This window comes from Hymenobacter plasmatis (assembly GCF_020711255.1).
Lineage (GTDB): Bacteria > Bacteroidota > Bacteroidia > Cytophagales > Hymenobacteraceae > Hymenobacter.
The window spans coordinates 162,735-186,072 of sequence record NZ_JAJFAW010000006.1 but is presented as its reverse complement, the minus strand read 5'-3'; the positions used below and the strand labels follow the sequence as shown (position 1 = coordinate 186,072).

At 59.0% G+C, this 23,338-nt stretch carries 20 protein-coding genes and 1 tRNA gene; 12 read left to right on the top strand and 9 right to left on the bottom strand.

All coding sequences use genetic code 11. The features are described 5' to 3' along the window. The first annotated feature begins 43 nt into the window (after window positions 1-43). The 4 genes from pyrG to LJ738_RS06510 all read left to right on the top strand — a co-directional run bounded on the left by pyrG (window position 44) and on the right by LJ738_RS06510 (window position 4,736). Window positions 44-1,687: a CTP synthase gene (pyrG, locus tag LJ738_RS06525; protein ID WP_227785499.1), complete on the top strand. Its 1,644-nt coding sequence runs from the start codon at window positions 44-46 to the stop codon at window positions 1,685-1,687. A 117-nt stretch (window positions 1,688-1,804) separates the two neighbouring features. Next, entirely contained in the window at window positions 1,805-2,086 is a 282-nt protein-coding gene (locus tag LJ738_RS06520; RefSeq protein WP_227785498.1) for a GIY-YIG nuclease family protein, read from the top strand. 144 nt (window positions 2,087-2,230) lie between these two features. Then, window positions 2,231-4,015 carry a membrane protein insertase YidC gene (yidC, locus tag LJ738_RS06515; RefSeq protein ID WP_227785497.1) on the top strand — a complete coding sequence of 595 codons (1,785 nt, stop codon included), beginning with the start codon at window positions 2,231-2,233 and terminating at the stop codon, window positions 4,013-4,015. Window positions 4,016-4,181: 166 nt separating this feature from the next. Beyond that, on the top strand, window positions 4,182-4,736 hold the full coding sequence (locus LJ738_RS06510) for a DUF6438 domain-containing protein (protein WP_227785496.1): 555 nt from the start codon (window positions 4,182-4,184) through the stop codon (window positions 4,734-4,736). Window positions 4,737-4,779: 43 nt separating this feature from the next. On the opposite strand, the gene LJ738_RS06505 is transcribed toward LJ738_RS06510, so the two are convergent. Continuing rightward, a complete protein-coding gene (locus LJ738_RS06505) occupies window positions 4,780-5,649 on the bottom strand; it encodes an alpha/beta hydrolase (RefSeq protein ID WP_227785495.1) in 870 nt (289 codons plus the stop codon). Between the two features lie 48 nt (window positions 5,650-5,697). Continuing rightward, window positions 5,698-7,392: an ABC transporter substrate-binding protein gene (locus tag LJ738_RS06500; protein ID WP_227785494.1), complete on the bottom strand. Its 1,695-nt coding sequence runs from the start codon at window positions 7,390-7,392 to the stop codon at window positions 5,698-5,700. Between the two features lie 151 nt (window positions 7,393-7,543). Here LJ738_RS06500 and LJ738_RS06495 point away from each other — a divergent pair, with 151 nt between their 5' ends. The 5 genes from LJ738_RS06495 (at window position 7,544) to lepB (ending at window position 12,516) form a co-directional block, all read left to right on the top strand. Then, window positions 7,544-8,353, top strand: coding sequence for a ParA family protein (locus tag LJ738_RS06495; RefSeq protein WP_068193033.1), 810 nt, complete (start codon window positions 7,544-7,546; stop codon window positions 8,351-8,353). A gap of 223 nt (window positions 8,354-8,576) precedes the next feature. After that, on the top strand, window positions 8,577-9,605 hold the full coding sequence (locus tag LJ738_RS06490; protein WP_227785493.1) for a ParB/RepB/Spo0J family partition protein: 1,029 nt from the start codon (window positions 8,577-8,579) through the stop codon (window positions 9,603-9,605). A gap of 111 nt (window positions 9,606-9,716) precedes the next feature. Continuing rightward, window positions 9,717-10,448, top strand: coding sequence for a DUF5683 domain-containing protein (locus tag LJ738_RS06485; RefSeq protein WP_227785492.1), 732 nt, complete (start codon window positions 9,717-9,719; stop codon window positions 10,446-10,448). A gap of 109 nt (window positions 10,449-10,557) precedes the next feature. Next, on the top strand, window positions 10,558-11,277 hold the full coding sequence (dapB, locus tag LJ738_RS06480) for a 4-hydroxy-tetrahydrodipicolinate reductase (RefSeq protein WP_227785491.1): 720 nt from the start codon (window positions 10,558-10,560) through the stop codon (window positions 11,275-11,277). A 90-nt stretch (window positions 11,278-11,367) separates the two neighbouring features. Continuing rightward, window positions 11,368-12,516 carry a signal peptidase I gene (lepB, locus tag LJ738_RS06475; protein ID WP_227785490.1) on the top strand — a complete coding sequence of 383 codons (1,149 nt, stop codon included), beginning with the start codon at window positions 11,368-11,370 and terminating at the stop codon, window positions 12,514-12,516. A gap of 185 nt (window positions 12,517-12,701) precedes the next feature. On the opposite strand, the gene LJ738_RS06470 is transcribed toward lepB, so the two are convergent. Next, window positions 12,702-13,364 (bottom strand): uracil-DNA glycosylase, encoded by a 663-nt coding sequence (locus LJ738_RS06470; RefSeq protein WP_227785489.1) that lies wholly within the window; start codon window positions 13,362-13,364, stop codon window positions 12,702-12,704. A gap of 114 nt (window positions 13,365-13,478) precedes the next feature. On the opposite strand from LJ738_RS06470, the gene apaG reads away from it, so the two are divergent. Both apaG and LJ738_RS06460 read left to right on the top strand, forming a co-directional pair. Next, window positions 13,479-13,865 carry a Co2+/Mg2+ efflux protein ApaG gene (gene apaG / locus LJ738_RS06465; RefSeq protein ID WP_068193013.1) on the top strand — a complete coding sequence of 129 codons (387 nt, stop codon included), beginning with the start codon at window positions 13,479-13,481 and terminating at the stop codon, window positions 13,863-13,865. A gap of 63 nt (window positions 13,866-13,928) precedes the next feature. After that, complete coding sequence (locus LJ738_RS06460; RefSeq protein WP_227785488.1) at window positions 13,929-14,708, top strand: O-methyltransferase; 780 nt, start codon at window positions 13,929-13,931, stop codon at window positions 14,706-14,708. Window positions 14,709-14,719: 11 nt separating this feature from the next. Here the strand turns inward: LJ738_RS06460 and LJ738_RS06455 are convergent, their stop codons facing one another. Genes LJ738_RS06455 through LJ738_RS06445 form a run of 3 tightly spaced genes read right to left on the bottom strand, consistent with a single transcriptional unit; the run spans window position 14,720 to window position 16,741 of the window. Next, the gene (locus tag LJ738_RS06455; RefSeq protein WP_227785487.1) at window positions 14,720-15,247 is read right to left on the bottom strand and encodes an STM3941 family protein; all 528 of its coding nucleotides are present in this window, start codon (window positions 15,245-15,247) and stop codon (window positions 14,720-14,722) included. Between the two features lie 21 nt (window positions 15,248-15,268). Next, window positions 15,269-16,126 (bottom strand): 3-deoxy-8-phosphooctulonate synthase, encoded by an 858-nt coding sequence (gene kdsA, locus LJ738_RS06450; RefSeq protein WP_227785486.1) that lies wholly within the window; start codon window positions 16,124-16,126, stop codon window positions 15,269-15,271. Between the two features lie 6 nt (window positions 16,127-16,132). Beyond that, window positions 16,133-16,741 carry a methyltransferase domain-containing protein gene (locus LJ738_RS06445; RefSeq protein WP_227785485.1) on the bottom strand — a complete coding sequence of 203 codons (609 nt, stop codon included), beginning with the start codon at window positions 16,739-16,741 and terminating at the stop codon, window positions 16,133-16,135. A gap of 125 nt (window positions 16,742-16,866) precedes the next feature. Here LJ738_RS06445 and LJ738_RS06440 point away from each other — a divergent pair, with 125 nt between their 5' ends. Further along, window positions 16,867-17,817, top strand: coding sequence for a hypothetical protein (locus LJ738_RS06440; protein ID WP_227785484.1), 951 nt, complete (start codon window positions 16,867-16,869; stop codon window positions 17,815-17,817). A 111-nt stretch (window positions 17,818-17,928) separates the two neighbouring features. On the opposite strand, the gene cphA is transcribed toward LJ738_RS06440, so the two are convergent. The 3 genes from cphA to rpsA all read right to left on the bottom strand — a co-directional run bounded on the left by cphA (window position 17,929) and on the right by rpsA (window position 23,107). Then, complete coding sequence (gene cphA, locus LJ738_RS06435) at window positions 17,929-20,568, bottom strand: cyanophycin synthetase (RefSeq protein WP_227785483.1); 2,640 nt, start codon at window positions 20,566-20,568, stop codon at window positions 17,929-17,931. A 160-nt stretch (window positions 20,569-20,728) separates the two neighbouring features. Further along, window positions 20,729-20,799 (bottom strand) — tRNA-Cys (locus LJ738_RS06430). 115 nt (window positions 20,800-20,914) lie between these two features. After that, complete coding sequence (rpsA, locus tag LJ738_RS06425) at window positions 20,915-23,107, bottom strand: 30S ribosomal protein S1 (RefSeq protein WP_410779909.1); 2,193 nt, start codon at window positions 23,105-23,107, stop codon at window positions 20,915-20,917. Between the last annotated feature and the right edge of the window lie 231 nt (window positions 23,108-23,338).

The following is a 23,338-nucleotide window of genomic DNA, read 5'->3' as shown; positions in this document are numbered from 1 at the left end:
CGCGCCTCTGGCCTTGAAACTAGCCCTACCTTTGTCTCCCGAAATGCCAGACCGCTCCCCCACCCCCGCGCCCGGCCCCGCCAAGTACATTTTTGTAACCGGCGGCGTCACTTCTTCCCTTGGCAAGGGCATCATTTCGGCCTCCCTCGCCAAGCTTCTGCAGGCCCGCGGCTTCCGCGTCACCATCCAGAAGTTCGACCCCTACATCAACATCGACCCCGGCACGCTCAATCCCTACGAGCACGGCGAGTGCTATGTGACCGACGACGGCGCTGAAACCGACCTCGACCTGGGCCACTACGAGCGGTTCCTGAACGCGCCCACCTCGCAGGCCAACAACGTGACCACCGGCCGCATCTACGACACCGTGATTCGGCGCGAGCGCGAAGGCGCCTTCCTGGGCAAAACCGTGCAGGTAGTGCCCCACATCACCGACGAAATCAAGCGGCGCATGCTGCTGCTGGGCCAAAACGGGCAGTTCGACGTGGTCATTACCGAAATCGGCGGCTGCATCGGCGACATCGAGAGCCTGCCTTTTGTGGAAGCCGTGCGCCAGCTCCGCTGGGAGCTGGCCGACAGCGACTCGCTGGTGATTCACCTCACGCTGCTGCCGTATTTGAAGGCGGCCGGTGAGCTGAAAACCAAGCCCACGCAGCACTCGGTGCGCGACCTACGCGAGGCAGGTCTGCAGCCCGACATCCTGGTGTGCCGCTCCGAGCACCCGATTCCGGCCGAAATGCGCCGCAAAATCGCGCTGTTCTGCAACGTCAAAATCAACTCCGTTATCGAGTCGCTCGACGCCGACAGCATCTACTCGGTGCCGCTGCTCATGCGCAAGGAAGGCCTCGACGAGCGGGTGATTAAGCGCCTGAAGCTGACCGGTGGCGCCACAGTGCCCGACTTGGAAGCCTGGAAAGACTTTCTGGGCAAGCTGAAAAACCCCACCGAGGAAGTGACCATCGCGCTGGTGGGCAAATACGTGGAGCTGCCCGACGCCTACAAATCCATCAACGAATCGTTTGTGCACGCCGGCGCGCAAAACGAGTGCAAAGTCACGGTGCGCAGCATCCAGTCGGAGCACATCACGCCCGAAAACGTGGCCAGCCTGCTGCACGGCTGCGACGGTGTGCTGGTAGCGCCTGGCTTCGGCGAGCGCGGCTTTGAGGGCAAGATAGCCGCCGTGCGCTACGTCCGGGAAAACAACATTCCGTTCTTCGGCATCTGCCTGGGCATGCAGGTGGCCGTGGTAGAATACGCCCGCCACGTGCTGGGCCTGCAGGATGCGAACTCCACCGAGATGGACGCCCTCACGCCCAACCCCGTGGTGGCCATGATGGAAGAGCAGAAAAACGTGACCCTGAAAGGCGGCACCATGCGCCTGGGCGCCTACGCCTGCGACCTGCGCCGCGGCTCCCGCGCCGCCAAAGCCTACGGCCGCAACCACATCAGCGAGCGGCACCGCCACCGCTACGAGTTCAACAACCAGTTTTTGGCTCAATTTGAAGAAGCCGGCATGCAGATGACCGGTACCAACCCCGAAACCGGCCTGGTGGAGGTAATTGAGCTACCGAACCACCCTTGGTTTGTGGCCGGCCAGTTCCATCCCGAGCTGAAAAGCACCGTGGAGAATCCGCACCCGCTGTTTACGCGCTTTGTGCGGGCCGCCATCCAGCACCGCAAGGGGTAGACGCTGCCTCGTCTGTCAATGCGTTGCGCCCACCTGTCATTGCGAGTGGAGCGCAGCGAAACGCGGCAATCCGTCCTCTCACTGCGACCAGCCTAAAGACGTGACAAAGCTTAAAATATGGTGCGCACTTATTACGTCTACCTGCTCACCAATGCGAATCACTCAGTCTTATACATCGGCGTTACCAACGACTTAGCCCGGCGCGTAGCCGAGCATAAAGCTGGCGTACACGAGGGATTTACCAAGCAATACAACGTGCAAAAGCTGGTGTATTTCGAAACGTATCCAGATATCAATGCGGCAATTGCTCGCGAGAAACAGCTTAAAGCAGGTTCTCGCGCTAAAAAGCTGGCGCTGATTAACACGGAAAATCCGGCTTGGAAAGAACTAGCGGGATAAAAGGCGTTATCACTTTTCAGGGCTGGTCGCTTTCTAAGGACGGATTGCCACGGCCTGCGGCCTCGCAATGACAGGTGGCCCATCCAGTATAACAGACGAGGCCCTTCACTCCGTACCTTTGCCCCTTCGCAACTTAAAATAGTAATGGACAAAAATCAAGCAACCGGCCTTTTCCTTATTTCGGCCTTGCTCCTCGTGTACCTCTTCTTTTTCAGCCCGAAGAAGGATGACAAAAAAGCTACAGGTAAGACGCCGCCGGCTACTACTGCCGCCGCCCCCGCCGCTGCTCCTGCGGCAGTACCGGCCATCGCACCGGAAGCGGCCCTCGACACCACGGCTGGCACAGCCCAGGATGTAACCCTGACCAATGCCAACCTCACCGTCACCTTTTCGACCCGCGGCGGCCGCGTGACGGCCGTGCGCCTGAACAAGTACAAGACGTTCTTCGGCCAGCCGCTCGACTTGTTCGATGCCAAAAGCGCCCGCATGGACACGCGCTTCCGCACCGTGGACGGTAAAACTGTGAAGTTTTCGGACCTGGTGTTCCAGTCGGTGCCTTCGCAGGCTGCGGGTGCATCGGTGCTCACCTTCACGGCACCCGTGGCCGGGGGCAGCATCGTGCAGACCTATACCCTGCCCGCCAACAGCTTTGAGCTGGCCTACAACCTGCGCCTGAATGGCCTGGAGCAGGCGGTGGCCCAGGAGCCGCTCACCTTCACCTTTGTGGACCAGGTGCGCCAGACCGAGCAGGACCTGAAGCAGAACCGCAACCACACCACCATCAACCATTACCTGGCCGCCGGCGACCAGGGCGCCCTGGCCGAAGCCAGCGAAAAGCCCGAGGAAATTAAGGCCGCCGGCCCGGTAAAGTGGGCGGCCCACAAGCACGACTTCTTCGTGGCCGGCCTCATCGCCGACCAGCAGCCCTTCACGGGCGGCGCGTTCAATTCGGACGTGAACCTCGCCGACTCCACGAGCATCAAAACGCTGAGCACCACCCTCACCATCCCGGTGGCCGAGGTGGAGCAGGGCCGTGGCCAGTACCGCTTCTTCTTCGGCCCCAACTCTTTCAACCTGCTGAAGCAAGTAGCGCCGGAGTTCGACCGCAACGTGTACCTGGGCTGGGGCTTGTTCCGCTGGGTAAACCGCTTTGTGGTGCTGCCGGTGTTCCACTTCCTGGAGCAGTTCATTGGCTCCTACGGCCTGATTATCGCGCTGCTGGTGCTGCTGATTAAGCTCGTGACGTGGCCGCTCACCTACAAAACGTACGAGAGCCAAGCCCGCATGAAAGTGCTGAAGCCGGAAATCGATGAGCTGAAAGCCAAGTACGGCGACGACCAGACCAAGGTGCAGCAGGAGACGATGAAGCTCTACCAGACCTTCGGCGTATCGCCCCTGAGCGGCTGCGTGCCCACGCTGCTCACGCTGCCGATTCTGTTCGCCATGTTTCAGTTCTTCCCCAACGCCATTGAGCTGCGCCAGCAGAGCTTCCTGTGGGCCAAGGACTTGAGCAGCTACGACGTCTTTATCAAGCTGCCTTTCTACGTGAAATGGTACGGCGACCACGTTTCGATGTTCACGCTGCTGATGACGGCCTCCACCCTGCTCATGACCTGGCAGAGCAACCAGACCAACACGGCCATGCAGGGCCCGATGAAGACCTACAGTTACCTGATGCCCATCATCTTCCTGTTCGTATTGAACAGCTTTGCGGCCGGCCTCACCTGGTACTACTTTGTGTCGAACGTTATCACCTTCGGCCAGCAAGCCCTCACCAAAGCATTCGTGGACGACACCAAAATCCGCGCGCAGCTCGACGCCAACAAAATCAAAAACAAGGACAAGAAGCCCGGTGGCATCCAAGGGCGCATTGCCGAAGCCATGAAAGCCGCGCAGGAGCGCGAAGCCCAGGCCAAGAAGAAGTCCTAGTAAACAAGCAGGTTGTCATGCGCCGATTCAACATAGCATGACGACCTAACTTATTGCCCTTCAAACCGGCAGAACGAAAGCCCAGGCACGGTTTTCGTTCTGCCGGTTTTTTGTTTGCCTATATTCACGCAGGCACTCCAGTCTGTCATTGCTTAAATATTCGGCCATGCGCTACCTCTTTGCTCTTGTATTGCTTTTCGCATTCAGCTTCACCTTACCCGCCTGCGCCCAAAAAGCCACGCCTACTTCGCAGACCAAGCAGAAGGTAAAGGCCAAAAAAGTCAGTAAAAAAGGGGCTTTTACTGCTACCCAAGCCTCAACTGTTCAGGGGAAGCAGGATGCTGAACCCGTGCTCACCTTCGAGCGCACGCCGTGCTTCGGCACCTGCCCGGCCTACAAAATGCAAGTCTACGCCGATGGCCGCGTGGCCTACGAGGGCCGGCGGGCCGTACCCGTGATGGGCACCAAAGAGCTTAAAATGGCCCCGGCCGCGCTAGCCGACCTGCTGCGTATGGCCAAGGAAGCCCACTTTGAGCAGTTTCAGGAACGATACTCCAAGAATACCAGCGACCTGCCCAGCACGGTAATTGGCATACGCCAGCCCAACGGCCAGCTCAAGACCGTGGTGGTGGAAGAAGGCGCCCCCGAAAACGTGCAAAACCTGTTCAACCGCTTCGCCAATCAGTTCGACGCCTTGGCCGAGCTGCGGGCCGATAGATAGGGCCAGCTCAATTATTCAGCCTCCGCTAGCTTCTACTAACACTTTAGTGCGTCCCCGGCGAATTAGTGGCTTTGGGCTTGAAGACCAGCCGGAAGGCCTTGAGCGCGGCGGGATGATAGATGGTCGCGTGGGTTTCCTGCGGCATGGGCTCGTAGTGCCAGGCAATGCTGCGCTCAGGGGTGCTGCCCAGCGCCTTGGTGAGGCGCCCGACAGGCGGCGCAAGTCCCGCGTCGCTGCCGGTAGCCAGGTACAGGAACTTGGGCTGGCCGGCCTTGGGCTTGGCATTGAGCAAGGTGCTGGCCTGGTTGGCCAGCTGCTCGTTGTTCCACCACAGGCTGGGGTCGAAAGCCAGGTAAGAATCGAACAAATCGGGCTCCAGCAGCAGGGTTTCGACCACGAATAACCCGGCCAGTGACTCCCCCACGATGGCCGTTTCGGCCGTGGTGCGGTAGCGCTGCTTCACCGCCGGCATCAGTTCGGTGCGGATGAACTGGCGAAACGCGGCTGAGCCACCCACGTGCGGCGCTATCTTCTTGTCCTCAGCGTTGGTGGTGGGGCCGGTCAGGTCGCGCCGGCGCTGGGTGTTTTCAATGCCCACCAAGATAAAGGGGCGCATCGTGCCGTTGCCCACCAGCACTTGCACCAGCCCGGCCACGTGCAAAAAGTCTTCGGCCATGCCGCCGTCCGGCATGTACAGCACGGGCAGCTGCAAGGTGGTCGATTCGGCATAGCCGGCCGGCAGATACACATTGATTCGGCGGGTCTCGCTCAGCGCTTTGGATTGCAGCGTAAACGTTTGGCCCATCACCAGGGGCGCAGCCTCCGATGCTTGCCCAACAGACTGGCCATGGGCTGCGAAGAGCAAAAACAGGCCCGGCAAAAACATGAAAACAATCTTGTTGAGACGGGCCATAATTCTTTTTCAGTAAAGTGTAATTTCCTTTTTATCAGCTCAACCAGCCTAGTCTTTGTGCACCCGCTCGAGCAGCAGTTGGTTCATGGGGTTGGGCGTGAGGCCGTGTACGTTGTTTTGCGTGAGCCGCACCACCTCGTCGTAATACAGGCTGATAACCGGGCATTCCTCCACGATTATTCGGTCCATGGCCTGGTACATAGCCGTGCGTTTGGCCACGTCCTGGGTGCGGCGGGCTTCGTCGTAGAGCTTGTCGTAGGCCGCGTTTTTGAAGTGCGTTTTGTCGGGGCCGGCGGGGCTGAAATTGGGGCTGTAGAACAGCGCCAGGTAGTTTTCGGCATCGGGGTAGTCGCCCAGCCAGCTTTTGGCGAAGAAGGCCACGCGGCCGTTATCTACGAGGTCTTGTTGGGCTGCCGATTGGTTGATGTCAATCTGCACCTGTACGCCTACATCGGCCCACTGCTTCTGCAGGTATTCGCCTATCTCCTTGCGTTCCAGCACGGTACTCAGGCGTAGGCGCAGCGGCCGCTGGGGCCCGTAGCCCGCCGCGCGCAGCAGTTGCCGGGCCTTCTGGGGCTGGTAGGTGTAGCCGGGCACCAGCTTCTCGGAGAATGACGGCAGGGCGGCCGGCACGAAGCCCGACGTGCCCGCCTGCCCCACCCGGTTCAGGATGTAGGTCAGCATCTCGGGCTTGTTCAGTGCATAATTCAACGCCTGCCGCACGCGCTTGTCACGCAGGGCCCGTCCCTGGATGGCCTGCTCCCCGGTCAGATTCGCCGAATCGAGTTGAAAGCCCAGGTACTCGTTGTTCAGATACGGCACTTTCTGCACCGTGAACTTGCCCTTGAAATCGTCCCGAATGGTGCCATCGGGATTCATAATCAAGTCGCGGGAGCCGGCGCGAATGCCCGAAAGGAAATCCAACTTGCCCTGCATGAAGGTCAGGAACTCCGTTTTGCGGTCGGCCAGGAAGCTGATGGCCACGGCATCAAGGTAGGGCAGCGGGCGGCCCTGGCGGTCGCGCCGCCAGTAGGTGGGGTTGCGTGCATACAGCAGCACGTTGCCTTCATCCCAAAGCTTGAACCGGAACGGCCCGGTGCCTACCGGGTGCTCGCGGAAGTCCTTGCCGTACTTTTCTACCGCTTCGTGGGGCACCACGTAGGCATAGGGCATGGTGAGAATGCCCAGGAACGGAATAAACGGCTCCTTGAGATGGATGCGCAGCGTCGAGTCATTGACCGCCACAAAACAGGTATCGCTGGGCGTACCATCGGGCTTCTCCAGCACCTTGCCCCGGAAAATCCATCCGCCCGTGCTGGCCGTAGCCGGGTCCAGAATGCGTTTGAAGGAATAAACGAAGTCTGCCGCCTTTACTTCGCGCCCTTTACCCCCGGGAAAAACTTCGCTGTCGTGAAAGCGCACGCCCGGCCGCAGCACGAAGGTGTAGAGCCGACCATCGGGCGAAATACTGAACGTGCGAGCAAGGGCCGGGGTGGGCAGCAGGGTCGAGTCCAGCTCCACCAGCCCGCTGTAGAGTTGCCCCACGGCCCACCAGTTGGCCTGGTTGCGGGCAAAGGCGGGGTCGAGCGAGGTGAGGGCCTCGGGCTGGTTGTAGCGGAACACGCGGCGCTCATCGGCGGCCGGGCGGGCCGCATCGTGGCAGCCGCCTAGTGCCAGCAGGGCCACCAAGGGCCCCAGCGGTTTAGCTATGCGGCTAGTCCAGCGAGCCAAAAAAGGGGGCATGCGAACAGGGAAAGAATGTATCTTTGTGCAATGCTACGGCAAAAGTTATTAGTTGTCAGTTATTCGTTGTCAGTTGTCAGGTTGTTCTTTTCTCCTGTTTCTGCCCGCTTTAGCCTACAACTGACAACGAACAACTGACAATTAGAGACTCATGGGAAAAATCATCGCGGTAGCCAATCAGAAAGGCGGGGTGGGCAAAACCACTACTTCCATTAACCTCGCGGCGTCCCTGGCCGCCCTGGACTACCGGACCCTGCTCGTCGACGCCGACCCCCAGGCCAACGCCACTTCCGGCGTCGGCTACGACCCCAAGGACATCCAGAACAGCATTTACGAATGCATGGTGGACGGCATCAACGCCCAGGATATCATCCTGCCCACCAATATTCTGCCCCACCTCGACCTTATGCCCTCCCACATCGACCTGGTGGGCGCCGAGGTAGAGATGATAAACCTGCCCAACCGGGAAGAAAAAATGAAGGAGGCCCTGCGCCCCCTCGCCGAGCAGTACGATTTCATCATCATTGACTGCTCGCCTTCGCTCGGCCTTATCACCGTGAACGCCCTCACGGCCGCGCACTCGGTTATCATCCCGGTGCAGTGCGAGTATTTTGCCCTGGAAGGTTTGGGCAAGCTGCTCAATACCATCAAAATCATCCAGAGCCGCCTGAATACGGAACTGGAAATCGAAGGCATCCTGCTCACGATGTACGACGTGCGCCTGCGCCTTTCCAACCAAGTGGTGGAAGAGGTTCGGATGCACTTCCAGCAGCTGGCCTTCGACACCATCATCCCCCGCAACGTGAAGCTGAGCGAGTCGCCCAGCTTCGGCATCCCCGTTATTTTGCACGACGCGGAAAGCAAAGGCTCCATTAGCTACCTGAACCTGGCCCGCGAGATTGTGGAAAAGAACAGCGTAGAAGCCCGCCCAGAGGAAACCGCTGAGGACGAGCGAATTTAATTTGGTAAGTTGAGCTAAATAAAAGCCCCGGCGGAGCGGCATTCGTTGAACGAGTGGCGCCCCGCCGGGGCTTTATCGTTCTTAATGCGCCAGTTCTCTACCGATATGTTGCCTCGCCGGGGCTGAAATCCAGGCTTAATTAGAACTGATTTTAAGCTGAACCAGACCCGTCAAACTTCCCGGCTTGTCCTTCGCCCAACAATCCGTAATTTTGAAGTTCCGTATGCGCCGACCTTTCGGCCAACAGGACCTTGCCGAGATGACTCCAGAGAAGAACGACGAGAAAACCACTCCGGCCACGGCCGCGGCTCCTATACCTAAGCGCAAGATTGGCGGCCTGGGCCGGGGCCTGAACGCCCTGATTGAGGGCAGCTACGAGAAAAAAGGCGACCGGCCCGGCCCCAGCGACCGGCTGGTGTCGCACCCCGTCAATTCGGTGGGCTTTATTTCGGTGGAGCACATCGAGGCCAACCCCTACCAGCCCCGCACCCACTTCGACCAGCAAGCCCTTCAGGAACTGGCCGAAAGCATTAAAATTCAGGGCATTATTCAGCCCGTGACGCTGCGCCAGCTCGGCACCAACGCCTACCAGCTCATTTCGGGCGAACGGCGTTTACAGGCCTCCAAGCTTGCCGGCCTGGAGACCATTCCGGCCTACATCCGCAAGGCCGACGACCAGCAAATGCTGGAAATGGCCCTGATTGAGAACATTCAGCGCGAAAACCTGAATGCCATCGAAATTGCCCTCAGCTACCAGCGCCTGCTGAGCGAGTGCAACCTGCGCCAGGAAGAGCTGGGCGACCGAGTGGGCAAAAACCGCTCTACCGTCACCAACTACCTGCGCCTGCTCAAGCTGCCGCCCGACGTGCAGATTGGCCTGCGCGATGCCGAAATCAGCATGGGCCACGCCCGCGCCCTCATCGGCATCGAAGACCCCAAGGCCCAGGTGGAGCTGTTCCGCAAGATTGTGGCCGAGGAACTGTCCGTGCGCCGGGTTGAGGAATTGGTACGGGGCGGTTTTGGCCGTCCTTCGGCTACTAATGGCGCCGAAACTGCCGGCAATACCGCCACAGCGCCAGTTCAATCGGTAGTGCCCGCCGCCGAGCTGCGCCGCACCGAGCGCCACCTCACCGACCGGTTTGGTTCGCGGGTGCAGGTGCGGCCCGGCCCCAAAGGCAGCGGCGAAATCAAAATTGCCTTCGATTCGGTGGAGGACATGCAGCGCATCCTGCACATTCTGCATCCTTCCTGATACCACCCTCAGGTGGTTGGTGCGGACTTTTCAACCGCCGAAGAGCCATTCTTCGGAGGCCAAAGTCGGCTAATACGCTAAAACCGGGCGTTTTCCGTTAGCAGGTTTGCTATGACAAAATCGTATCACCACATCGCGCCCCTGCTGGTTTTCGTGGGCCTGCTCCTGGCCGGCAACAGTGGCCAGGCGCAGGTATTTGCCCCGCCTACACCGCCAGTGATTCGCCCTGATACGACTGAGGCACGAGAAGTAGTGGTTACGCCCGCCGACAAGCGAAGGAAAGCCGCCGCCGACTCGGCCAAGCGCACCGAGCATATGTTTCGGGCCTTTGGCTTTCCGGGCATTCGCCTCACCCGGCCCGGCAAGGCGGCGCTGCTGGCGGCTATTTTACCCGGCGCGGGCCAGATTTATAACCACCGGTGGTGGAAGCTGCCCTTGGTGTATGGCTCCCTGGGTGGGGTAATTTATGGGGAGTATTTCTATCAGACTCGCTTTCGACAGTACGTCGACGCTAGTGATTTCCTCACTTCCCAGGCGGGTGTCGCGGGTGGGGCTCGTCCGCAGGACATTAGCCTGCCGATGCCCGTTCGGCGCGAACCCAGCATCGACGCCATTAATACCGGCATTCGCTTCTACCGCGGCAACCGGGACCTTTTCTACCTCTACATCGGCCTGGCCTACAGCCTGCAAATTGTGGATGCCCTGGTGGATGCCCACCTGAAGAGCTTTGACGTGAGCGAAGACCTAAGCCTGCATTGGCAGCCGGCGCTATTGCCGGTGCCCGGGCGGGCCCTGGCTCTGCCCACAGCACCGGGCGTCCTATTTGCGCTACGGGTCAAATAAATTTCCTTTAATGGTCCGTTTGCAGTAGCCCGCCACCGTACTTGGCAGCCCAATTTTTGCCGATTACCTTTTGCCGGACTACCCGACCACCGATTACTAACTACCACGCATGAAAATTCTACTCATCGGCTACGGGAAAATGGGCCAAACCATTGCGGCGCTGGCTACTGAGCGCGGCCACGAGATTGCGGGCATTGTGGACCTGCACGCCAGCCAGCTCAACATCACCGACTTCACGCCCGCCACGGCCGATGTGGCCATCGAATTCACGCATCCCGATTCGGCGTTGGCCAACATCACGGCCTGCCTGCACCAGGGCATCCCCGTGGTGTGCGGCTCCACGGGCTGGCTGCATCATTTCGAAGAAGCCAAAACCCTGACCAAAGAACTGAATGGCAGCCTGTTCTACGCCTCCAATTACAGCGTGGGCGTGAACCTGTTCTTCCACTTCAACGAATACATGGCCGCCAAAATGCACCAGTTTGGCGGGTACGACGTGTCGGTACGCGAAATCCACCACACCCAGAAAATCGACCAGCCCAGCGGCACGGCCCTCACCACGGCCGAAGGCATCATCCGCCACTTCCCCAGCAAAACCAGCTGGCGCAACGAGCCGGCCCAGACCGAAGCCGAGCTGGCCATCCTCAGCGAGCGCACCGGCGACGCCGTGGGCACGCACATCGTCACCTACACTTCGGCAGTAGACACCCTGGAGCTCAAGCACGAAGCCCACAGCCGCGAAGGCTTTGCCATGGGCGCGCTACTGGCCGCCGAGTGGCTCCCCGGCCGCAAGGGCGTCTTTGGAATGAAAGAACTGCTGGATTTGTAATTGCCCCACCTGCTCGGGGTGGTGGCGCCTGCCAGCATTCTGCTGCGTTTCTTTACCTGATTTTCATTGCCAGGCCCAAGCTTGCTCCCCATGTCACTGCTCAAAACCGACCGTTCCACCACTCCCAAACCGCCTAAAACGAAGGGCCGTGAATGGGCCGATTCGTTGATTTTTGCCATTGTGGCGGCTACGCTCATCCGTTGGGCCACGTTTGAGGCGTACACCATTCCCTCGCCCAGCATGGAGAATTCGCTGCTGGTGGGCGACTACCTGTTTGTGAGCAAGCTGCACTACGGCCCCATCACACCCCAAACACCGCTGCAGGTGCCCCTCACCCACCAAACCATTTGGGGAACGGGCCTGAAAAGCTACTCGGAACTGATTCAGCTGCCCACCTACCGGCTGCCGGGCTTTAGCAGCATCAAGCGCAACGACGTGGTGGTGTTTCACGTGCCTCACGAGTCGCAGTACCCCGCCGACTTGCGCACCAACTACATCAAGCGCTGTGTGGCCATTGCCGGCGACACCCTCGAAATCAAAGATGCCCAGGTGTACCTCAACGGCAAGCCCGGCGTGACGCCTCCCGGCCTCGAAACCACCTACTTCATGCAGGTCGACAACCCCAACGACGAGGTGCTGGCCGCCTTGCGCGCCCAGGGCATCGTCGACTACGACCAGCCCAACGGGAGCCCGCAGGCCGTCACCACGCCCGACGGCAAATCGGGCTACGCCATCAGCTGCACCGTAGCGGCGGCCAATTACTTCCGTAAGCAGCCCTACGTGAAGAGCATGACCGTCATTCAGCCCCAGGTGCAGCTGTTCCCGGACGTAGCCGATTTCCGCAACTCCGACGCCATGAGCGCCACTCCCCGCGGCTGGACACTCGATAATTACGGCCCGCTGCCCATTCCCAAGAAAGGCCAGACCATCGCTCTCACGCCCGGCAATGCCGCCATTTACTACAAAATCGTGGCCCGCTACGAACACAACACCGGCATCACCTGGAAAGACGGCATGATTTATCAAAATGGCAAAATGCTCACCAGCTACACCGTTAAGCAGAACTACTACATGATGATGGGCGACAACCGCCACAACTCCGAAGACTCGCGCTTCTGGGGCTTCGTGCCCGAAGACCACGTAGTGGGTAAGGCCGTACTCATCTGGCTGTCAGTTGACCCCAATGCTGATTTCTGGCATAAAATCCGGTGGAACCGGCTGTTCAACCTGATTCACTAGAAGTTGACCTCACCCCCGGCCCCTCTCCATTAGAGAGCGGAGCCTGACGCTAAGCAACAGAAAGCCCCGGCTCAATATTGAGCCGGGGCTTTCTGTTCTCAAGAATTGAGCTATTTCTTGTGCCGTGGCTCCCCTTTCCTGGGGAGAGGGGCCGGGGGTGAGGTGCCACTGGGGCTGAAGTTGAGCTACCACTCTATCGGCGTCAGCCCTTTGCTCTTGAGCCACGCATTGGTCTTGCTAAAGGGCTTGCTGCCAAAAAATCCTTTATCAGCCGCAAATGGAGAAGGATGCACCGATTTGATTATCAGGTGTTTTTTCTCGTCAATCAGCTCAGATTTCTTGCCCGCGTACGCGCCCCAGAGAATGAATACGACGTGCTCTTTCTCTTCCGAAACCTTGCGGATAACGGCGTCGGTGAATTCTTCCCAGCCTTTTTTTTGGTGCGAGGCGGGCTCGCCGGCCCGCACGGTAAGGGTGGCGTTGAGGAGCAGCACCCCTTGCTTGGCCCAGCGGTCGAGGTTGCCGTTGGTGGCGGGCGTGGTACCGGGGATGTCGTCCTGGAGCTCCTTGAAAATATTTTGAAGCGAGGGCGGTGTGCGCTGCCCGTCCTGCACCGAGAAAGAAAGCCCGTGGGCTTGGTTTCGCCCGTGATAAGGGTCCTGGCCCAGTATCACCACCTTTACTTTGTCGAAGGGCGTGGCGTCGAACGCATGAAAAATCTGGGGCCCGGCCGGGTAAACGGTAGCCGTGGCATACTCCCCTTTCACAAAGGCAATTAGGCGTTGGAAATACGGCTTCTCAAACTCATCGGCTAACACGTGCTGCCAGCTTTCGGCTATCTTTACCATCGAAATTTTTGGGGAAATAAATGGGCTTTTGCGGCGTTCAAGCGTAACTTTTGCGTAAAACCAATTCTGGCGGGCGCATGTTACGCCCGCAGCTACCTATAAGCTACGAGACCTATGCCCACCACCACTACGCAAGGCGTCACCGTTTCGGTTACGACCAACTACCTGCCCGATTACTCCAGCCCCGGCCAAGAGCATTTCGTGTTCGCCTATAAAATAGATATTCGCAATAATAGCGAGTTTACCGTGAAGCTATTGCGACGACACTGGCACATCCACGATGCCAACGGCGTGGTGCGCGAAGTGGAGGGCGAGGGCGTGGTGGGCCGCCAGCCCGTGCTCGAGCCCGGCGAGGCGCACCAGTACGTGAGCGGCTGCAACCTGAAGTCGGGGGTGGGCAAGATGCGCGGCACCTACCTGATGGAGCGCCTGGCCAACGGCCAGGAATTCTCGGTGGAAATCCCCGAGTTCACGCTGATGGTGCCTTACCGGCTCAATTAATAACGTTTCGGAGAATAGCGGGCGGGCGTGCGACCTTTGCGGTTCGCATTGCCCGCCCGCTTCTTGTTTCAACTCCTCGCTTACCTCCGCTTCTGGCTTCGTTCGGGCAATGCCCACGGGCTCCACTCCCCGTTCGTGTTTGGGCTCTACACCTCAGTGGTGCGCCACACCGGCTTTTTCGGGGCCTATGCCCCCATTGAGGCGCGGCGCCAAGAGTTGCTCCGCAGCCCGGCCAGCATCGGCGTCACCGACTTTGGGGCCGGCTCCCATACCGGCTCGGGCCAGCAGCGCCGCGTAGCCGACATTGCCCGTACGGCGGCCAAACCGCCGCATCTGGCGAAGCTGCTGTTTCGGCTGGTCAATTATTTCCGGCCGGCCACCATTTTAGAGTTGGGCACCTCGCTTGGCCTCACCACTTCCTACCTGGCTGCGGCCGACTCGCGCCAGCAGGTCGTCACCTTCGAGGGCTGCCCCAATGTGGCGGCCGTGGCCCGCGAAACGTTTGCCACGCTGGGCCTGCGCAACATCAGCATCGTTGAGGGCAACATCGACGATACCCTCGCTCCCGCCCTGGCGGCCCTGGGCAAACCCGTCGACTTTGCCTTTTTCGACGGCAACCACCGCTTCGAGCCAACGCTGCGCTATTTCGAGCAATGCTTGGCGCATCGCACCAACGAATCCGTGTTTGTCTTCGACGACATCCACTGGTCAAAGGAAATGGAACGGGCCTGGGAGGCCATCAAAGCCCATCCAGAGGTGACCATGACGGTTGACCTATTTTATATTGGGCTGGTTTTCTTTCGAAAGAATCAGCCCAAGCAGCATTTTTGTCTGCGGACCTGATACCCGCAATATTATAGGTTGGCAATAGCCTTCTGCACCATTGCCTCTCGGTTGGGTCGCTCGGCGCTGCGCATGGCCAGTACAAACTCCGCCAGCCGCTCGGCATCAACATCTAGGTAGGTTAGGGTGAGGTTCAACTCTTGAAATCCCAACTGCTTGCTGAAAGTGGCGATGCCCTGCTTGATTTTTCCTTTCTTACGGGAAGGCTCAAATTCTTCGTCCACGATTAAGCAGATGATGCGCTGCTTATGCACTTGGGCGAGGTAAACGTCCTGGATAATCTCCCAGTTGATAAACTCGTGGTGAGTGGTTCGGTCGAAAATCCCAAGTTCGTTGATGATTATCTGCGGACGGCGGTCGAGCAATTGATAAACGCCAACGGGAAAACCCAGCCCAAAAAACGCTATGCTCAGCCAGGCAACCCATTGCGGCGCATCGGGCTGCCCAAGCATAAAGTATCCAATCCCCACAAAAAGCAGACACCCCAGCATCAGTTTGATTGATACCCACCGGGATTTATAAAGATTCAGCTCAACCATATGTATGCTACCCTTCTTTCCTTAGGGCAGTTGATTTAGCTCAACCTCACCAGAATCCCGAATGGCCTCGCGCACCCGCGTCAGCTTCACCAGCAGGGCTTCGAGTTGGTCGAGCGGCAGCATGTTGGCGCCATCTGATAGCGCGGTAGCCGGCGTGGGATGGGTTTCGATGAACAGGCCGTCGGCCCCCACGGCGATGGCCGCTTTGGCAATGGTTTCGATGAGGGCGGGCTGGCCGCCGGTCACGCCGCTGCTCTGGTTGGGGCGTTGCAGGGAGTGCGTCACGTCCATCACCACGGGCACCCGGAATTCGCGCATGGCGGGCAGGTTGCGGAAATCCACCACGAGGTCGGAATAGCCGAAGGAGTTGCCCCGCTCGGTGAGGATGACGTGCTCATTGCCGGACTGCCGGATTTTGTCCACGGCCCACTTCATGGCCTCGCCACTCAGAAACTGACCTTTCTTTACGTTCACCACTTTGCCGGTTTGGGCCGCGGCAATGAGCAAATCGGTTTGCCGGCACAGGAAGGCCGGGATTTGCAGTACGTCAACGTACTCCGCCGCGAGCGCCGCCTCACCCGATTCGTGGATGTCGGTAACGGTGGGTACGCCGATTTCGCGGCCTACTTTCTGCAGGATGCGCAGCGCCGTTTCGTCGCCGATGCCGGTGAAGGAGTCGAGCCGCGAGCGGTTGGCCTTGCGGTAGGAGCCTTTGAAAATAAAGGGGATTTGGAGCTTGTCGGTGATGTGCTTGATGCGCTCGGCAATGCGCAGCGCCATGTCTTCGCCTTCGATGACGCAGGGGCCCGCCATGAGGAAAAACTGGCCGGAATTGGTGTGGCGAAAATGCGGGAGCGTGTTGGCGAGGGCAGTGAGCATAAGTAATTATTTATTTTTCAAACAAATAAACAGCTCCCGCCCCTGCCGGGGCGCAAGCGAGTTGGTGGCCGTTTCGAAATGGCGGAAGTCGAAATACGGCGCAAAGTACTGGCGGTACTCTTCTTTGGTGCCGCCAAACGGGGGCTCCTGCACCGGGCCAAAATCGGTGTCGAACAGCAGCCCCATTAGCGTGCCGCCGGGCCGCAGCAGCGCGGCACAGTTCTGGGCATAGGCTGGGCGCAAGGCCGGGTTTAAGGCACAAAAGAAGGTTTGCTCCACAATTATATCGTAAAGCGGGGCGTTGGGCAGCGCAAAGAAGTCGGCCAGCAGCAAGTGGTCGGCCGGAAAATCGGGCACGCGGGCTGCCAGCGCTTGCAGGGGCTCGGGTGCCAGGTCGGCTACAAACACGTGCCGGAAGCCTAGCTGGTGCAGGTACTCGGCCTCGTAGGCCCGGCCGGCCCCAGGGATGAGGATGCGCGGCTGCTGCGCTACGTCGAGCTGGTCGAAGTACGCACGCAGCGGGGGCGTGATGCGGTGGGCATCCCAGCCGTCGCGCCCGGCGGCGTAACGGCCTTGCCAGTAGGCAGCATCGAAGGCCGGAAAAAGCGTTTCCATTCCGTCAAAGTTTAGGTAAAACTTGCCAGGGCACGGAAGTCCCCTATTTTTACGCCCAAAGGTAAGCGCCGCACTGCGGCGGGCGCCTCAAATACTTATCGCATTTCTCGCTTAATAATTCCCGCATGGACCCTAACGAAACCCCCGAACCCCGTTCCAATAACAGCCGCGTCCTACTTTGGGTAGCCCTTGTGCTGGTGCTGCTTGGCATCAATGGGGTTTTGTTTTACCTCAACCAGCAGAAAGGCCAAAAGAACGAGGAGCTGACCACCGAGGTAAAAGCTAAGGACACCAAACTGCAGGACCAAATCAAGCAATACGAAGCACTGAAGGCTGATTTTGAGCGGCAGAGCCAGGAATTGCAGGCCCTGGGCCTGAGCAACGATTCGCTGGAGTCCAAGATTGCCAGCGTCAATGCCGACCTGCTGAAGCTGCGCTCCTTCAAGGCAGGCAGCTTCTCCATTGCCCAACAAAACCTCTTCAAGCAGCGCGCCCTGAACCTGGAAGGCCAGTTGCGCAAGAAGGACGATGACATTGCCCAGCTCAAAAAAGACAACGAAACGCTTTACACCGAAACGAGCACGCTGAAGGAAAAGCAGAACAAGCTGACCGACACCATCAGCACCATCGTGCGGTCCAACCAGGAGCTGTCGGAAAAAGTAGGCGTGGCCTCGCGCCTGCAGGCCGACAATATCAAAGTGGCCATCATAACCTCCAAGAACAAGGAGAAGGAGGACGACAAGGAAGAGTTCAAGGCCAAGAAGGTGGAAAAGGTGAAGGTTACCTTCAACCTGGCCCGCAACGACGTGTCGCCGAAGGAAACCAAAGCCATTTACATGCGCATTCTTGAGCCCGACGGCGCCGCCCTGTATAACCTGAGCACCGGCGGCGGCACCTTCACCGTGGATGGCCAGGAAGCTTTTTATACTCAAAAGCAAGACGTGGTGTACGACAACACCAAGCAGAAACTCGAGTTTGTGTACGCCAAAGGCGCCGAATATAAGAAAGGCCAGCACACCGTGGAGCTGTATGAAAGCGGCCAGCTGATGGGCAAAACCACCTTCACGCTGAAATAACCCACATATCCCGGCGCTCACCGAGTTGAGCCAGGGGTTGAGCTAAAGCAAAAGAGCCCGCTTCACAACGAAGCGGGCTCTTTTGCTTTAGCTCAACTTGGTAAGTAAGCTTTAGGCCGTGGCTACCAGAGCTTCGTATTTATCCAGCTTCGAGAGCACCGCCGAGATGTTTTCGGTAAAGAGGGTAATAACTGAGCCCTCCGGAGCCGTTTCCAGTACATGGTCGATGGCATCCATCTCCTTCTCGATGTAGGTGATGGGCAAGTCTTCCTTGTCGAGGCGCAGGCCGCGCTCCATGAGGGCTTTGATTTCTTCGGCAGTTTTGCCGCGCAGGTCGCGGTCCTGTCGCAGTACCACTTCGTCGAAAATGCGGCCGGCAATGCGCGCAAAACCCATCGTGTCTTCATCGCGACGGTCGCCCAGGCCCGACACCACTCCTATTTTTCGAGTAGCCGGTGTGGCTTCCATAAACTCGGCAAACTTGGTAATGCCGGCCGTATTGTGGGCATAGTCCACGATGACTTCGTACCTCGGAAACTTGTACACGTTCATCCGGCCCGGCGTTTTCGAGCCCGAGGGAATGAATGTACGGAAGGCAGTTTTGATGTCGTCCCGGTCGAAGCCGGCCAGGTAGCCGGCCAGCGCTGCCGCCAGGCTATTCTCGATGTTGAAGCCAGCCCGGCCGCCAAACGTGATGGGGAATTCGGCGGCGCGGTCGATGCGCAGCTTGTAACTGTTTTTGTAAATGGTGATGTACCCTTCCTCATAAACGGCCGCCACACCGCCGGCCTCCACGTGCTCGAGGATGCGGGGATTATTCTCGTCCATGCTGAACAAGGCCACGCGGCAGTCGACGGTGCGGGCCATGGCGTACACCAGGTCATCGTCGGCGTTGAGCACAGCCCAGCCGCTTTTGCGCACCGTGCGGGGCAGTACGCCCTTCACGGCCGCCATTTCCTCCACCGTGTGGATGTCGCGCATGCCCAGGTGGTCGGCAGCCACGTTGGTCACCACGGCAATGTCGCAGGTGTTGAAGCCCAGGCCCGAGCGCAGCATGCCGCCGCGAGCCGTTTCGAGCACGGCATAGTTTACGGTGGGGTCCTTCAACACGAATTCGGCGCTTTGGCTACCGGTGCAGTCGCCTTTCTCTAGCTGCACGCCCTGAATGTAGATGCCGTCCGTAGTCGTAAAGCCCACTTTATAGCCCTTACTGGCCACTAGGTGCGCAATGAGGCGCGTGGTCGTGGTTTTGCCGTTGGTGCCCGTCACGGCAATGATGGGGATGCGGGCGGGGGTACCGGGCGGAAACAGCATGTCGACCACGGGCGCGGCCACGTTGCGCGGCAGCCCTTGGGCTGGCGAAATGTGCATGCGGAACCCGGGCGCGGCATTTACTTCTATCACAGCGCCGCGGCTTTCGTTCAGCGGCACGGCAATGTCGGTGGCCATGAGGTCGATGCCGCAGATGTCGAGCCCCACGATACCCGCCACCCGCTCGGCCAGCAGCACGTTGTAGGGGTGCATCTGGTCGGTCACGTCAGCGGCGGTGCCGCCGGTGCTAATGTTGGCCGTGCTTTTCAGGTACAGCGTCTCGCCGGCTGGCAACACCGATTTTAGCGTTAGGTCTTTGCTTTTGAGAATGTCGAGCGTGTGCTTGTCGGCTTTAATGGCCGTCAGCACTTTCTCGTGGCCCACGCCGCGGCGGGGGTCTTTGTTCACTTCGTCAATCAGCTGCTGAATGGTGCTGGTGCCATCGCCGGTTACGGCGGCGGGCGTGCGCTTGGCCGCGGCAATGAGCTTACCGTTAACTACCAGTAGGCGGAAGTCAAAGCCTTCGATGAACTGCTCCACAATCACGGCCCGCGAATACGCCTGGGCGGCCTTCAGCCCCTCCGCGGCATCTTTCCAGTTCATGATGCGGATGGTGGCGCCCTTGCCGTGGTTGCCGTCCAGGGGCTTGGTCACGATGGGGAAGCCCAACTCTTCAATTGCGTCGCGCAGCCCGTCCTCCGAGTACACGGTGGTGCCGCGGGGCACGGGCACGCCCGCGTCTTTCAGCATGGCTTTGGTGCGGTTCTTATTGCCGGCTACCTCCACCCCGGCGTGCGACGTGTAGCTGGTGGTAGTGGCCCAGATGCGCTTCTGGTTTACGCCGTAGCCCAACTGGATGATGTTGCTATTCTTGAGCGAGATGTAGGGAATGTTGCGGGACGCCGCTTCCGCCACAATGCTGTAGGTACTGGGCCCGATAAACTCCTCTTCCCGAATTTCGTGCAGCTCGTCGATGATGGGTTTCAGGTCCACCTTCTCTTTTTTGCACGCCGCTTCCACAATTTCCACGGCGGTTTCGATGGCCCGGCGGCCAGCGCGCTCTTCCTGGTAGTCAAACACCACGTACTCCACCCCTTCCTCTAGGGCTGGGTACGACTTGCCCCAGAACACGGGCATGCCGGCCAGCCGCTGGAGCTCCAGCGCAACGTGGTAGATGACGTGGCCCAAGGGCTCGCCGTCGTTCAACTGGTCCAAAGTGAGCGGGGGGCGCTTAGCCGACTGCTTGCCGCCGCTCATGCCGCTCGGCTGTGCCTGCCCAATGTTCGGGAAGAGCTTGATTAACCGCCCGCCCAGCCCGGGCACGGCATTCGACCATTTCCCGGCAAATTCTTCCAAATCAACTTTGGCAACGATAAGCTTGGTGTGTTTAACAGACCAGTAGCTTGGGCCGCGCATGGTGCGCAGGTCAATGATTTTCATGTGTGGAAAGGAAAGGCGTTTGGAGCCCCGTACGTAAGTACCCTGGGCTTGGCTGCTAAATTTAGGCATAATGCAGCCCAAAACCGGCGAACCGCCTTTTGTAGCAAGAAAAAAGCCCCACCTGCCGGTTGGCAAATGGGGCTTCTTCCTTAATAATCAGAGGTGACGGGCGGATTCGAACCGCCGTAGGAGGTTTTGCAGACCTCTACCTAGCCACTCGGTCACGTCACCAGTAGTGGTCTTTGGGAGCGCAAAGGTAAGCAGCCCGTTTGGGGTGGGCAAGGTTAAGGCACAAAAAAAGCCCCGGCATTACGGCCGGGGCTTTTTCATTAGCGGAAGCTAAGCGTTAGGCTTTGGCTTCGTCGTCCTTTTTGTCGGCGTCTTCGCCAGCAATCAGGTCTTTGGCTTTGTCAACCAAGTCGCCGGCTACTTCCGAAGCTTTCTCGAAAGCAGCGGAGTGGGTTACGGCGTCTACGGCGTCAGTGGCAGCGTGCTTCACTTTGTCGAAGGTTTCGTTGTTCGAAACGGCTTCGGCAGCGTCGGCGGCTACTTCCTTCACTTTGTCGAGGGCAGCAGCAGCAGCACCGGCGATGCCGGCCAGCAAGCCACCTTCTTCGGCAGGAGCCTCAGCAGCCGGAGCAGCTTTAGCGGCCTTCGGAGCCTTGGCAGCAGGAGCTTCCTCAGCAGCAGGCTTGGCAGCGGCAGCAGCAAGCTTCTGCTCACCAGCCTTGCGCTCGTTGCCCATCATCTGGTCGCGCAGGGCGCTCAGAGCGTCGAGGTCGCCCAGCGTGGACTTCTCTTCGGTCTTCTTCAGGTCGCTGATTTTGCCTTCGCCCTGAGGCTCACCACCTTTGGCGTTGGTCTTCTTCTTGAACTTGGCGTTGCGGCTGTCGTCCTCGGCTGCAGCAGCCTGGTTGTACACGGCAGTGTGCGAAAGCACGATGCGGCGGTCATCCTTCGAGAACTCGGTTACGCGGAAGTCCAGAGCTTCGCCGTTTTCGGCGGTGCTGCCGTCTTCCTTCACCAACGACTTGGGGTACGCGAAGCCCTCGATGCCGTAAGGCAACTCGAGAACTGCACCACGCTCCGACTTCTCGGTGATGGTAGCACGGTGTACCGAGCCGGGGGTGAACACCGACTGGAACGTATCCCAGGGGTTTTCCTCCAGCTGCTTGTGGCCCAGGGCCAGGCGACGGGCGCCCAGGTCCAGCTCCAACACAACTACGTCCAGCTTGTCGCCCACCTTCACCATTTCCGATGGGTGCTTGATTTTCTTGGTCCACGACAGGTCCGAAACGTGCACGAGGCCGTCTACACCTTCTTCCAGTTCAACGAACAGGCCGAAGTTGGTCAGGTTGCGCACGAGGCCGCTGTGCTTGGTGCCCACGGCGTACTTGTCGCCGAAGTCGCCACGCGTCCAGGGGTCTTCGGTCAGTTGCTTGATGCCGAGGCTCATCTTGCGGTCTTCGCGGTCGAGCGTCAGAATCTGCGCTTCTACCGTATCGCCCTGCTTGATGAAGTCCTGCGGGTTGCGCAGGTGCTGGCTCCAGCTCATTTCCGAAACGTGGATGAGGCCTTCTACGCCCGGTACCACTTCCATGAAAGCGCCGTAGTCGGCCACGTTCACGATGCGGCCCGATACTTTGGAGCCCGGCTGCAGGTCGGCAGGCAGCGAATCCCATGGGTGGGGAGTCAGCTGCTTCAAGCCGAGGCTGATACGCTTCTTGGCTTCGTCGAAGTCCAGAACCACGATGTTCAGTTTCTGGTCCAACTGGAGTACTTCGCTCGGGTGAGCGATGCGGCCCCACGAAATGTCCGTGATGTGCAGCAGACCGTCGACACCGCCGAGGTCGATGAACACGCCGAAGTTGGTCATGTTCTTGATGTTGCCTTCCAGAATCTGGCCTTTCTCCAGGTTGTTCAGGATGGCCTCACGCTGCTTCTCGAGGTCTTTCTCGATGAGTACTTTGTGCGAAACCACTACGTTGTCGAAAGCGGAGTTGATTTTCACAACTTTCACTTCCATGCGACGGCCAACATAAATGTCGAAGTCGCGGATAGGCTTCACGTCGATTTGCGAGCCGGGCAGGAAGGCTTCGACGCCGTCGAGCTCCATGATGAGGCCGCCTTTGGTGCGACGCTTCACTACGCCTTCGAGGATGGTATCCAGCTCGAGGGCATCGTAAATGGCCTTCCAGGCCTGCTTGATTTTAGCTTTCTTGCGGCTCAGGATGAGCTGGCCGTTGGCATCTTCCTGGTCTTCGATGAATACCTCCACCTCGTCGCCGATTTTCAAATCGGGCAGGTCGCGGAATTCGGTAATCGACACCAAGCCATCGGATTTGAAGCCGATGTTCAGGATTACGTCGCGGTCGGTGATGCCAACCACGGTGCCCTTCACTACTTCTTCTTCCTGTACGGTCGTGAGCGTGTCGCCGTACATTCTCTCCATCTCGGCACGCTGGTCAGCCGAGTAGTTTCCACCAAAACCGGTGGCTCCGACATTATCCCAGTCGAAATCGTCAATCAAATCTGCCATAAATAGCTGTTGGGCACCTCTTAGGTAAACGTATCGGCCGGTGCCCGGGCCATTACGCGGTTCTTGTTGAACACCTTGCCGTTGTGCAGCAAGGCCCGCCACCCTGGCGGGGCCGCAAAGGTACGGGATTTGGGGCATGAATGCTAGCACATTGGCGGCAATCCTAATCTACTTCTGATGAAGCTCAACGGCTGGATATAATATCATCCTCTTCCACTATCGTCTCAATTG

Excerpts from the sequence above, each read along its gene's own strand:
- pyrG (WP_227785499.1), top strand. The coding sequence starts at position 44 with ATGCCAGACCGCTCCCCCACCCCCGCGCCCGGCCCCGCCAAGTACATT.
- LJ738_RS06520 (WP_227785498.1), top strand. The coding sequence starts at position 1,805 with ATGGTGCGCACTTATTACGTCTACCTGCTCACCAATGCGAATCACTCA.
- yidC (WP_227785497.1), top strand. The coding sequence starts at position 2,231 with ATGGACAAAAATCAAGCAACCGGCCTTTTCCTTATTTCGGCCTTGCTC.
- LJ738_RS06510 (WP_227785496.1), top strand. The coding sequence starts at position 4,182 with ATGCGCTACCTCTTTGCTCTTGTATTGCTTTTCGCATTCAGCTTCACC.
- LJ738_RS06505 (WP_227785495.1), bottom strand. The coding sequence starts at position 5,649 with ATGGCCCGTCTCAACAAGATTGTTTTCATGTTTTTGCCGGGCCTGTTT.
- LJ738_RS06500 (WP_227785494.1), bottom strand. The coding sequence starts at position 7,392 with ATGCCCCCTTTTTTGGCTCGCTGGACTAGCCGCATAGCTAAACCGCTG.
- LJ738_RS06495 (WP_068193033.1), top strand. The coding sequence starts at position 7,544 with ATGGGAAAAATCATCGCGGTAGCCAATCAGAAAGGCGGGGTGGGCAAA.
- LJ738_RS06490 (WP_227785493.1), top strand. The coding sequence starts at position 8,577 with ATGCGCCGACCTTTCGGCCAACAGGACCTTGCCGAGATGACTCCAGAG.
- LJ738_RS06485 (WP_227785492.1), top strand. The coding sequence starts at position 9,717 with ATGACAAAATCGTATCACCACATCGCGCCCCTGCTGGTTTTCGTGGGC.
- dapB (WP_227785491.1), top strand. The coding sequence starts at position 10,558 with ATGAAAATTCTACTCATCGGCTACGGGAAAATGGGCCAAACCATTGCG.
- lepB (WP_227785490.1), top strand. The coding sequence starts at position 11,368 with ATGTCACTGCTCAAAACCGACCGTTCCACCACTCCCAAACCGCCTAAA.
- LJ738_RS06470 (WP_227785489.1), bottom strand. The coding sequence starts at position 13,364 with ATGGTAAAGATAGCCGAAAGCTGGCAGCACGTGTTAGCCGATGAGTTT.
- apaG (WP_068193013.1), top strand. The coding sequence starts at position 13,479 with ATGCCCACCACCACTACGCAAGGCGTCACCGTTTCGGTTACGACCAAC.
- LJ738_RS06455 (WP_227785487.1), bottom strand. The coding sequence starts at position 15,247 with ATGGTTGAGCTGAATCTTTATAAATCCCGGTGGGTATCAATCAAACTG.
- kdsA (WP_227785486.1), bottom strand. The coding sequence starts at position 16,126 with ATGCTCACTGCCCTCGCCAACACGCTCCCGCATTTTCGCCACACCAAT.
- LJ738_RS06445 (WP_227785485.1), bottom strand. The coding sequence starts at position 16,741 with ATGGAAACGCTTTTTCCGGCCTTCGATGCTGCCTACTGGCAAGGCCGT.
- LJ738_RS06440 (WP_227785484.1), top strand. The coding sequence starts at position 16,867 with ATGGACCCTAACGAAACCCCCGAACCCCGTTCCAATAACAGCCGCGTC.
- cphA (WP_227785483.1), bottom strand. The coding sequence starts at position 20,568 with ATGAAAATCATTGACCTGCGCACCATGCGCGGCCCAAGCTACTGGTCT.
- rpsA (WP_410779909.1), bottom strand. The coding sequence starts at position 23,107 with ATGGCAGATTTGATTGACGATTTCGACTGGGATAATGTCGGAGCCACC.